The following is a 10,111-nucleotide window of genomic DNA, read 5'->3' as shown; positions in this document are numbered from 1 at the left end:
ACGGTCTCCGAAGTAAAAGCACCCTGCGAAAGCGTACGCCTCGCAGGGTGCCGGGGTGACCATCTCATTAAGTAACCCGCCGTAAGGGCGGAAAGGTGACTATGCGTCGACATCGCAAATGAATGCGCATACAACTATAAAAACAATCACCGCCCAGACTCAGAAACTCAGAAACTCAGAAACTCAGAAACTCAGAAACTCAGAAACTCAGAAACAAAAAACATGACAAACTAACCCGACTCCAACAGCAAGGCCCCACCCCACCATGTTCTACCGCCTGGCCGCCGACACCCTGGTCCTGTTCCACCTCTCGTTCATCCTGCTGGTCCTGTTCGGCGGCCTGCTGGTGCTCTGGCGCCGCCGCGCCCTGCTGATCCACCTCCCCGCCCTCGCCTGGGGCCTGGCCGTGGAAGGCCTGCACCTGGAGTGCCCCCTGACCGACTGGGAAAACCACCTGCGCAAAACCGCCGGCGACGCCGGCTACCACGGCGGCTTCGTCGAACACTACATCTGGCCAGTGATCTACCCCGCCGGCTTGACCCCGCAAATCCAGCTGTGGCTGGGCACCGTCGTACTGCTGCTCAACCTCGGCATCTACACCTGCGTGCTCTGGCGCCTAGCGCGTCGCCACCACGAATAACCGCGGGAACGGCAACAACACCCGGCCATCGCTGGCCGGCGGGTAGTCACGCTGCATGGCCTGCAAGTAAAGCTGCAGGAAACTCGCCTGCTCCTGCTCATCCAACCGCGCCAGGTAAGGCCGCAACGCCGAGCCCTTGAACCACTCCACCACCGCTTCGGCGCCGCCGACCAGCGGGTGGTGATAGGTGGTACGCCACACATCCACCCGCGCGCACAGCGGGCTGAGCAGGTCGTAGTAGAACCCGGCGTTGTGCCGCGGCGGCAGGCAGAAATCGGCGAACTTGCCAGCCCAGGGCCCCTGGCTGGCGATCTCGCGCAACTGGCGGTGAGCCGGCTCGTCGAGGTTATCGGGGGTCTGCACGGCCAGGCTGGCGCCCTCGCCCAGTTGCCGCACCAGGTGCGGGTAGAGGCTGGCGTGGTCCGGCACCCACTGCAAAGACGCGTTGGCCAGGATCAGGTCCTGGGGCTCGTGGGCGGTCCAGCTGGCGATCTCGCCAATCTCGCAACGCACCCGTGGAATGCTCAGCCGTGGCCGCTGCCGAGCCTTGTCGATCATGTCCGGATCGCTGTCCAGGGCCAGGACCTGGGCATCGGGACAGCGTTGCAGTAACACCTCGGTGGAGTTGCCCGGGCCGCAGCCCAGGTCCGTGGCATGCCGCGCCGGACGCGCCGGCACGGCGGCCAGCAGATCACGCACGGCGCGGGTGCGTTCATCCTCGAACAACGAATACTGGGTGGCGGACCAGACCATGGGCGACTCCTAGTAGGGCAATTATGTGCAGCATAAGCCATGTCGGCATGCTGCAACGTAAGGATGATCTGACTGGCAAACAAGGTTTTGCCAACAAACGAAAACGGCCGGTCCCTCGAAAGGGACCGGCCGTTGCCAAAGGCACCAGCGCAATCAGTGACGCTTGGCGCTACGGATCTGGTGCACCACGCCCATGACCACCACGATGGCTGCGGCGATACCGGTGGAAATCACCAGGATCTGGTAGTCAGGCATGAAGGCCATGGTCACCAGGGCCGCCACGATGAACACGATCACCAGGTAGGTCAGCCATGGGAACAGCCACATCTTCAGGCGCACTTCCTTGCCCTCGGCGATCAGCTTGCGGCGCATGCGCAGCTGCGAGAAGGCGATCACCAGGTACACCAGCAGGGCAATCATGCCAGTGGTGTTCATCAGGGTTTCCAGCACGTCCTTTGGCCGCAGGGTGTCACTGAAGTTGATCAGCGCGCAGAACACCGCCACCAGGCACGAGCCGATGATCGCGTTCACCGGGACGCCGGTACCGGTGCGGGTGAACGTGAACAGGCGCGGCGCGTCGCCACGCTGAGCCAGGGAGAACAGCATGCGCGAAGCGGTGTAGTGGCCGGAGATCAGGCAGCTGCTCACCGAGGTGAGCACCACGAAGTTCATCAGCAGCTCGGCATACGGCACGCCCAGCAGTTCCAGGGTACGGCGGTAGGCACCATAGCCGGAGACACCCAGTTGCGGGTCGTTCCACGGCACCAGGCAGACGATCAGGAAGATCGAGCCGACGTAGAACAGGCACACGCGCCACACCACCGAGTTGGTCGCCTTGACGATCTGGGTGGCCGGGTCCTTCGCCTCTGAGGCGGCAATGGTGACGATCTCGGCGCCGAGGAAAGCGAACATCACCCCCAGCAAGGCGCCGATCACCGTGGTGATGCCGTTGGGCATGAAGCCTTCGGCGGTCAGGTGGGTAATACCGCGCACTTCACCGAACTGCCAGATGTTCATCACCGCGGCGGTGCACACCACCAGGAAGCAGACGATCGCCACCACCTTGATCAGCGCGAACCAGAACTCGAACTCGCCATAGTGCTTGACGTTGAAGAAGTTGACGGTGATCAGCAGCAGCGTCGTGGCCAGCACGAACACGTTGACGCTCACGTCGGGGAAGAAACCGTGCAGGATCTTGCCCGCCACGTAGGCCTCCCAGGCCATGAGGATCACCCAGTACCACCAGTACAGCCAGCCGATGGTGAAACCGGCCCAGCGGCCAATGGCGCGGTCGGCGTAGGTGGAGAACGAGCCGGTGTCCGGCGAGGAGGTCGCCATTTCGCCGAGCATACGCATGATCAGCACCACCAGGATGCCGCCGGCGAGGTACGCCAGCACAGCGGCCGGGCCGGCGCTGTGGATGACACTGCCGGAACCGACGAACAAGGCGCCGCCGATCACCCCGGCGATGGACATCATCGTCAGGTGGCGCGACTTGAGCGAGGCACTGAGCTTGCTCTCGTGCCCGTCCTTCGCGGTGGTGGATGTGGATGTTGCGTCCATCAGTTATTTACCCCGTGCTTCTTTTTATCCAAGGAAAAACTGTGAAACCCCGATGGTTATCGGTCTCACCTGTACATCAGTGCTACTGCGGGCAGGGAGGTGTGCGCGAGCACACGCAGGCCATCCGTGGCGGCCTGCTTACGCGGCCAGAGGCAACCCTCTGGACGAACTGAACCATGCTGGGGACGGACGAGAGGCGTCCGGCCAGGCGAAAAGAAGGTGCGGGGCAAACCCCGACGGCAAAGCAGCGATGTTGTGATTATTCATGGCGCTGGTACGTGCTGTGTTGGCTATATCTGACACGTAATGTAAAAATGTCGAACACATAGAGCCATGCACAGCGGCATGAAAAACGCACTGCACTGTACAGGCCGCCGATGCAATACACCCGCGATACCCCTGCAGGCGCCTGGCGCCGCGCACACCTGAAGGCCCCCGAATGCTCCAGCTCCATCCGGACTCCTCCACCCCGCTGGTCAACCAGATCATCGACGGACTGCGCGCGCTGATCGACGACCAGACGCTCAAGCCCGGGGCCAAGGTCCCGTCGATCCGGGCGTTCGCCTCGACCTACTCGGTGAGCACCTTCACCGTGGTCGAGGCCTACGACCGGCTGGTGGCCCAGGGCTTGCTGGTAAGCAAGGGCAATGCGGGGTTCTTCGTCAATCGTGCGGCGAACGAGCTACTGGAAAAGCACAACGTCGAGGTCGACACCAGTCGCCCCACCTTCAATTCCGAGTGGTACCTGCAGCAGATCTTCGAGATCCGTCAGTTGCCGTTCAAGCCCGGTTGCGGCTGGCTGCCCAACGACTGGATGTACGAGGAAGGCCTGCGTCGCGGCCTGCGCCAGGTCGCCGGCAGCCCGCTGGAGCTGTCCGGCTACGGCGACCCCCTGGGCCTGCCGGAGCTGCGCGCGCTGACCGCGCAGAACCTGCAGCAGGAACTGTCGATCGTCGCCAACCCGGCGCAGCTGATGCTCACCCACGGCGCCAGCCAGGCTCTGGACCTGGCCGTGCGCACCTTGGTGCGCCCCGGCGACGTGGTGCTGGTGGACGACCCCGGCTACCCCAACCTGATGAGCATCCTGCGCACCCAGGGCGCCACCCTGGTGGGCGTGCCGCGTACCCCGGCGGGCTACGACCTCGACCAGCTCGAGCGCCTGTTGGCCCACCACCGCCCCACGGCGTTCTTCACCCAGCCGCACCTGCACAGCCCGACCTGCTCGCGCACCCCGCTGGCGCAACTGCACCGCCTGCTGCAACTGGCCAGCCAGCATGGCTTCCGGCTGGTGGAGAACAACCTCTACGCCGACATGATCGCCGACCCGCTGCCGTGCCTGGCCAGCCTCGACCACCTGCAGCAGGTGGTGTACGTGGGCAGCTACTCGAAAAGCATCTCGCCCAACGTGCGGGTCGGCTACCTACTGGCGAACCCCGAACTGACCCAGCAACTGCTGCACCTGAAGATGCGCTCAGGCCTGACCACCTCGCAGGTGATGGAGCGGGTGGTGTACGCCGCAATCATCGACGGTCGCTGGCGCAAACACCTCAAGCGCCTGCGCCAGCGCTTGGCCGAGGCGCATCAGGAAGTGGGGAGGCACCTGCACCGGCTGGGCTTCGAGCTGTTCATCGAATCGGACGAGGGGATGTATATCTGGACCCGCCATCCGGCGATCCCCGACAGCGCCGCGCTGCTGGACGATGCCCTGGAGAAAGGCATCATGCTCGGGCCCGGACAGCTATTCATGGTAGATGCCAAGGCCACCGGGTGGATGCGCTTCAATGTGGCGTTCAGCACCGATCCGGCGATGTGGGAGTTGTTGGAGAAGGTGCTGGTCAAGCATGTTCGCCGGGGCGGGGTGTAACACCCCTACCACCGCAATCGCGGGGCAAGCCCGCTCCCACAGGTTGTATCACAACAGTGGGAGCGGGCTTGCCCCGCGATAGTCCTATCGCCAATCCCGCTTTTCAGAGAAGAACGCCCGCGCATTCGCGTCCAGGCTCTCAAGGTGATACCCCCCCTCTTGCACAATCAGGCAGGGCAACCGCAGCGCCCGAATACGTTCCCCCAGCCGCGCAAAACCGTCGGTCGTCACCGCCACCTTGCTCTGCGGATCCAGCTCGTAGATATCGAACCCCAACGACAACACCAGCACCTCGGCGCCAAAGTTCTTCACCGCTTGCAACGCAACCTCCAGTTGCGCCATGAAGTCCGCTTCACTCGCCCCGTGGGCCATCGGCAGATTGAGATTGCAGCCCTCCCCCGCGCCTTGGCCACGCTCGTCCGCAAAGCCGGCCACGCTGGGGTAGAAGTTGGTCGGGTCACCGTGCACCGAGACATACAGCACATCGTCGCGCTCGTAGAAGATCTCCTGGATGCCCTGCCCGTGGTGCATGTCGGTGTCCAGGATCGCCACGCGGCCGTAGCGACTTCGCAATACCTGGGCAGCCACGGCGGCATTGTTGAGGTAGCAGAATCCACCGGCGGCATCGTAACGGGCATGATGCCCCGGCGGCCGGCACAAAGCGTAAGCGGCGGGTTCACCATCGAGAATCGCCTGGGCGCCCGCCACCGCGCTCTGCGCCGACCAGTAGGCCGAGCGCCAGGTGTGCTCGCCCACCGGGCAGCTGCCATCGGCCAGGTAGCGAGCAGCCTGGGCAAGAATGCCACGCAGGGCGTTGGGTTCGCGCACGAAGATGTTGGACATCACCTCATCGCCCCAGTCCTCGGGCACCTCTTTCCAGCGCGCATGGGCTTGTTCGAGGAAACTCAGGTAGGCCTCGCCGTGTACGGCCTTGAGCGGTGCGAGGCCGGCGTCGGCAGGCTGGCGAATGTCGAAGCCCAGGCCCTTGGCGGCCTGCAACAGCCGCTGGGCGCGCTCGGGCACCTCCTGAGGGGTGCGCATCGCGCCACGGGAGTAATAGCTGCGCGGATGGTGCAGCAGTTGTTCGGGGTGGAAATAGCAGCGCATCAGGCCTCTCCTTCGTCAACCTGGCCGGCACGGGCCAGCACGGCGTTGAGCAATACATCGACGCCCTGGCGGGCATCGTCGGGCAACACGTCCTCGGCTTCGTTGTGGCTCAGCCCGCCGACGCAGGGGATGAACACCATCGCCGTGGGGCAGAAGCGCGCCAGCAGGATCGCGTCATGACCGGCGCCACTGACGATGGACTGCTGGCTGTAGCCCAGGCCATCCACCGCCTGCTGCACGACGGCCACGCACTGGGCATCGAACGGCGTGGCCGGGCTGACCCAGTGGCGCTCGATGCGCACGCTGAGGCCGCGCTGGTTGGCAATGGCCTGCAGTTGCAGGCTGATGTCGCGCTCCATCGCGTCGATGGCCGCGTCGCGGTGATGGCGCAGGTCGAGGGTGAAACGCACCACGCCCGGAATGGTGTTGCGCGACGACTTGGCGATGCTCAGCTCACCGACCGTGGTCAGGCCCTCAGGAGCGAAGTCCGTGGCCAGCTGCTCGATGGCCTGGATCATCCGCGCCACACCGTACAAGGCATCCTTGCGCAGCTTCATCGGCGTAGTGCCGGCATGGGCGGCCATGCCCTCGACGGTCACGTCGAGCCAGCGGATCGCCTGGCCGCCGCTGACCACGCCGATGCTGTTGGCGTTATCCTCGAGGATCGGGCCCTGCTCGATATGTGCCTCGAAATAGGCGTCCACGGCGCCACCCAGCGGACGCTGGCCGGCAAAGCCGGTGCGCGCCAGTTCATCGGCGACGCTGATGCCGTCGGCATCGCGGATCGCCAGGGCCTGCGCCAGCGGCAAGGTGCCGGTGAACACCGCCGAGCCGAACATGGCCGGGGTGAAACGGGCGCCCTCCTCATTGGTCCACACCGCGATCTCCAGCGGCTTGCGGGTACGGATGCCCAGGTCGTTCAGGCGGCGCACCACTTCAAGCCCTGCCAGCACGCCGTAGACGCCGTCGAAACGCCCGCCTTCGGGCTGGGTATCGAGGTGGCTGCCCATCATCACCGGCGCGGCCTGCGGGTCGGTGCCTTGGCGACGGGCAAACAGGTTGCCGATGGCATCCACGCTCAGGCTCAAGCCGGCCTCGCGGCACCAGTGGCCGAACAGCTCGCGACCGGCCTTGTCCTCGTCGCTCAGGGCCAGGCGGCAGCTGCCGCCACGAGCGGTGGCGCCGACCTCGGCCATGGCCATCAGGCTCGCCCACAGGCGTTCGCCATTGCATTTCAACATTGCGGATACTCCAGATTCAGGCCAGCTCGAGCTGCCGGCTACGGGCGTACCGGCGCGTCAGCGCCAGCACGCAGACCAGGGAAGTGCAGGCGATCAGGCTGTAGAAGACCGCCATCGGCCACCATTGGCCGGTGAAGCTGTGCGCCAGCCAGGTGCCGATCAGCGGGGTCAGGCCCCCGGCGATGGCGCCGCAGACCTGATAGGCCAGGGAGATGGCGGTGTAGCGCACGCGGGTGTCGAACATGCCGCTGACATACCCGGCGATCACCGCGTAGAACGACGCCATGCACGCCGCCGCCAAGGCAATGCCGAGCACGATCAGCGGGCCTTCGCCACTACTCACCAGCACGAACATCGGGTACGGCGAGGCCATCGCCAGCAGCGCGACCAGCGCCAGGAAGCGCGTGGCGCCGAGCCTTTCCGAGACCCAAGCGGCCAGGGGCTGCACGCAGAACTGGATGATCGCCACGAAGAACAGACATTCGAGGATCAGCGAGCGCTCCAGGTGCAACTGCTGGGTGGTGTAGCTGATCATGAAGGTGTTGGTGAAATAGACCCCGGCGATACCCAGCGTATTGGCGCCGATGCACAGCAACAGCGGCCGCCACGCGGTACGAAGCACCTCCAGCACTGGCGCCTGCTCCTTGCGCCGGGCCTTCTCGGCCTGCGCGCGGCTGGCGAGGAAATCGGGCGATTCGTTGACCCCCAGGCGAATCGCCAGGCCCACCAGCAGCAACAGCGCGCTGGCCAGGAACGGCACACGCCAGCCCCAGCTCATCAGGTCGTCTTCCGGCAGGCGGGTGACCGCGCTGAACGCCAGCAACGACAGGATCAGGCCCGCCGGGCTGCCCAGCTGGGCGAACGAGGCGAAGAAATTGCGGCGCCCCTTGGGCGCATGCTCGCCGGCCATCAGCACTGCCCCGCCCCACTCGCCGCCCACGGCAATGCCCTGAACCACCCGCAGCAGGATCAACAGCACCGGCGCGGTCGCGCCGATCTGCGCGTAGGTCGGCAGCAGGCCGATGGCGACGGTGACCACGCCCATCATCAGCAGGGTGATGACCAGTGATTTCTTGCGACCGATGCGGTCACCGATGTGGCCGAAGACGATGCCGCCCAGGGGGCGGGCGAAGAAGCCCACGGCAAAGGTGCCGAAGGCGGCCATGGTGCTGAACAGGCTATTGTCGGAGGGGAAGAACAAGGCGCCGAATACCAGCGCGGCGGCGGTGGCGTAGATGTAGAAGTCGTACCACTCGATCATGGTGCCGATGAACGCGGCGGCGGCGGCACGGCGCGGTTGGGGCGAAGCGGCGGGCTTCATGGGTGGCTCCTTTGGTTGTTTTTCTGGCAGGAGTTTTTAGGACATGGCGACGCTCTGACGGCGCCTGCACTGCTGGAGATGATTCATCGCCAAAGCCTATAATTCAATTTTCTATTTATTATTCGAATTATTAGCCACACTTATTATCGAGCCCGACCATGCCCGACCGCCTGCTCAACGACCGCCTCGACTGGAACCTGCTGCGCACCTTCCGCGTCATCGGCCAGGAGCTGTCGATCAGCCGCGCCGCCGCCCGCCTGCACCTCACCCAGCCAGCCGTGAGCCAGGCGCTCAAGCGCCTCGAGGAACAGCTCGGACGCCAGCTCATCGCCCGTCGCGGCCCGCGCTTCGTGCTGACTGAGGTGGGCGAGCAACTGTTCCAGTTGGCCGGCGAGGTATACGGGCAGATGTCGCAGATCGGTGGCTTGCTGGAACAGCCGGCGGACGAGCTGGTAGGCAAGGTGCGCCTGCTGATGATCAGCCGCATCGTCAGCGAACGCTTCGATGATTTTCTCGCCGAGTTTCACCGCCAGCACCCGCGGGTGGAGCTGGAGATCGACGTGATGCGCAGCTCCGACATCGTCGCCGCGCTGCAGGAAAAGACCGCCACCGCCGGCCTGAGCCTCAACCGTCGGCCGCAGCCACGGCTGGAGCAACGGCTGTTCCTGCGCCAGCGCTACGCGTTCTTCTGCGGCAGGCACCACGGGCTGTTCGGCCAGGCCGAAGGCGATCTGCAACGGGAGAACTTTGTCAGTTTTACCAGCGACCAGATCGGCGGCATGCTTTCGCCGCTGACCATCTTCCGCGACCAGCAGGGCTTCGCCGGGCGCATCGTCGCCTCGTCACCGAGCCTGGAAGAGGTGCGCCGCCTGGTCATTGCCGGTTTCGGCATCGGCTGCCTGCCCGAACACGTGGTGGCGGAGGATGTAGACGCGGGGCTGCTGTGGAAACTGCCGCCGCACGAGGGCATTGCCGACGTGGACATCCACCTGCTGTGGAACAGGGACCAGCGCATGAGCCGTGCGGAAGGCCTGTTCATCGAGGCCTTGCTGTCGGCCTGTACACCAGCGACCTAGCTGGGATGCTGCAGACACTCAGCGATTGTAAGCCGAGCGGTAGGCCTGCCCGCGCTCACGCTTGCCTATCGCCACCACCACCACCACTACCCGATCATCCTCGACGCGGTAGACCAGTCGATAGCCGCTGGCCCTGAGCTTGATCTTGTAGTGGTTGGGCAAATCACGCAGCGCATCCACACCGACCTTGGGCGAGAGCAAGCGTTGCCGGAGCTTCTTTCTGGCCTGCTCACGCACGGTGTGCCCCAGCTTCTCCCACTCCTTCAGGGCCGAAGGCAGGAACTCGAGCCTATAGGTCATCCAGCTCGACCGGGATGCCTTTCTCTCCCGCGCGCGCCTTGACCAATGCCACCAGTTCGATATCTTCCAGTCGTTCCATCATCGCCTCGTAGAGTTCAGCGGGCACCATGTAGCCCATGACGCGATTATGGTTGAGGACTGCCACCGGTTTCCCCTGTGCATCGGCCATGACTGCCGTAGGATTCTTCTTTAATTCCGAGACACTGACAGTGACGTCGGCAAAGATGTTCTGCATGTTAATAGCCC

The 10,111-nt window shown here is 64.6% G+C and carries 10 protein-coding genes; 3 read left to right on the top strand and 7 right to left on the bottom strand.

The window, feature by feature from the left end; translation table 11 throughout:
• The first annotated feature begins 265 nt into the window (after positions 1-265).
• Complete coding sequence (locus AC25M7_RS24865) at positions 266-640, top strand: DUF2784 domain-containing protein (protein ID WP_207853315.1); 375 nt, start codon at positions 266-268, stop codon at positions 638-640.
• Here the strand turns inward: AC25M7_RS24865 and tam are convergent.
• A complete protein-coding gene (gene tam / locus AC25M7_RS24860; RefSeq protein ID WP_062361062.1) occupies positions 617-1,393 on the bottom strand; it encodes a trans-aconitate 2-methyltransferase in 777 nt (258 codons plus the stop codon). The genes AC25M7_RS24865 and tam overlap by 24 nt on opposite strands.
• Positions 1,394-1,546: 153 nt before the next feature.
• Positions 1,547-2,956, bottom strand: a complete 1,410-nt coding sequence (locus AC25M7_RS24855; RefSeq protein ID WP_182324451.1) for an amino acid permease — start codon at positions 2,954-2,956, stop codon at positions 1,547-1,549.
• A 439-nt stretch (positions 2,957-3,395) separates the two neighbouring features.
• Here AC25M7_RS24855 and AC25M7_RS24850 point away from each other — a divergent pair, with 439 nt between their 5' ends.
• Positions 3,396-4,820 (top strand): aminotransferase-like domain-containing protein, encoded by a 1,425-nt coding sequence (locus AC25M7_RS24850; protein WP_062361059.1) that lies wholly within the window; start codon positions 3,396-3,398, stop codon positions 4,818-4,820.
• An 84-nt stretch (positions 4,821-4,904) separates the two neighbouring features.
• On the opposite strand, the gene AC25M7_RS24845 is transcribed toward AC25M7_RS24850, so the two are convergent.
• From AC25M7_RS24845 to AC25M7_RS24835, 3 genes are read right to left on the bottom strand one after another with little or no spacing between them, the layout of a single operon-like run.
• Positions 4,905-5,927, bottom strand: a complete 1,023-nt coding sequence (locus tag AC25M7_RS24845; RefSeq protein ID WP_486971595.1) for a histone deacetylase family protein — start codon at positions 5,925-5,927, stop codon at positions 4,905-4,907.
• A complete protein-coding gene (locus AC25M7_RS24840) occupies positions 5,927-7,168 on the bottom strand; it encodes a Zn-dependent hydrolase (RefSeq protein ID WP_182324449.1) in 1,242 nt (413 codons plus the stop codon). Before AC25M7_RS24840 ends, AC25M7_RS24845 begins: the two co-directional genes overlap by 1 nt.
• 16 nt (positions 7,169-7,184) lie before the next feature.
• Positions 7,185-8,489 (bottom strand): MFS transporter, encoded by a 1,305-nt coding sequence (locus AC25M7_RS24835; RefSeq protein WP_247283230.1) that lies wholly within the window; start codon positions 8,487-8,489, stop codon positions 7,185-7,187.
• Positions 8,490-8,647: 158 nt separating this feature from the next.
• Between AC25M7_RS24835 and AC25M7_RS24830 the strand changes: the two genes are divergently transcribed.
• Positions 8,648-9,565, top strand: coding sequence for a LysR family transcriptional regulator (locus tag AC25M7_RS24830; protein ID WP_062361051.1), 918 nt, complete (start codon positions 8,648-8,650; stop codon positions 9,563-9,565).
• Between the two features lie 18 nt (positions 9,566-9,583).
• Here AC25M7_RS24830 and AC25M7_RS24825 read toward each other — a convergent pair whose 3' ends face one another.
• Entirely contained in the window at positions 9,584-9,865 is a 282-nt protein-coding gene (locus AC25M7_RS24825; RefSeq protein WP_110739916.1) for a type II toxin-antitoxin system RelE family toxin, read from the bottom strand.
• Complete coding sequence (locus tag AC25M7_RS24820; RefSeq protein ID WP_050705246.1) at positions 9,855-10,100, bottom strand: type II toxin-antitoxin system Phd/YefM family antitoxin; 246 nt, start codon at positions 10,098-10,100, stop codon at positions 9,855-9,857. The genes AC25M7_RS24825 and AC25M7_RS24820 overlap by 11 nt, the downstream gene beginning before the upstream one ends.
• Between the last annotated feature and the right edge of the window lie 11 nt (positions 10,101-10,111).

The sequence above is a fragment of the Pseudomonas sp. P106(2024) genome (genome assembly GCF_057480815.1).
This window is presented reverse-complemented; position numbering and strand designations above follow the sequence as displayed.

Bases quoted from the DNA above. Each gene is read 5' to 3' on its own strand.
- AC25M7_RS24855 (WP_182324451.1), bottom strand. From the start codon at position 2,956: ATGGACGCAACATCCACATCCACCACCGCGAAGGACGGGCACGAGAGC.
- AC25M7_RS24830 (WP_062361051.1), top strand. From the start codon at position 8,648: ATGCCCGACCGCCTGCTCAACGACCGCCTCGACTGGAACCTGCTGCGC.
- AC25M7_RS24840 (WP_182324449.1), bottom strand. From the start codon at position 7,168: ATGTTGAAATGCAATGGCGAACGCCTGTGGGCGAGCCTGATGGCCATG.
- AC25M7_RS24820 (WP_050705246.1), bottom strand. From the start codon at position 10,100: ATGCAGAACATCTTTGCCGACGTCACTGTCAGTGTCTCGGAATTAAAG.
- AC25M7_RS24850 (WP_062361059.1), top strand. From the start codon at position 3,396: ATGCTCCAGCTCCATCCGGACTCCTCCACCCCGCTGGTCAACCAGATC.
- AC25M7_RS24835 (WP_247283230.1), bottom strand. From the start codon at position 8,489: ATGAAGCCCGCCGCTTCGCCCCAACCGCGCCGTGCCGCCGCCGCCGCG.
- AC25M7_RS24845 (WP_486971595.1), bottom strand. From the start codon at position 5,927: ATGCGCTGCTATTTCCACCCCGAACAACTGCTGCACCATCCGCGCAGC.
- tam (WP_062361062.1), bottom strand. From the start codon at position 1,393: ATGGTCTGGTCCGCCACCCAGTATTCGTTGTTCGAGGATGAACGCACC.
- AC25M7_RS24865 (WP_207853315.1), top strand. From the start codon at position 266: ATGTTCTACCGCCTGGCCGCCGACACCCTGGTCCTGTTCCACCTCTCG.
- AC25M7_RS24825 (WP_110739916.1), bottom strand. From the start codon at position 9,865: ATGACCTATAGGCTCGAGTTCCTGCCTTCGGCCCTGAAGGAGTGGGAG.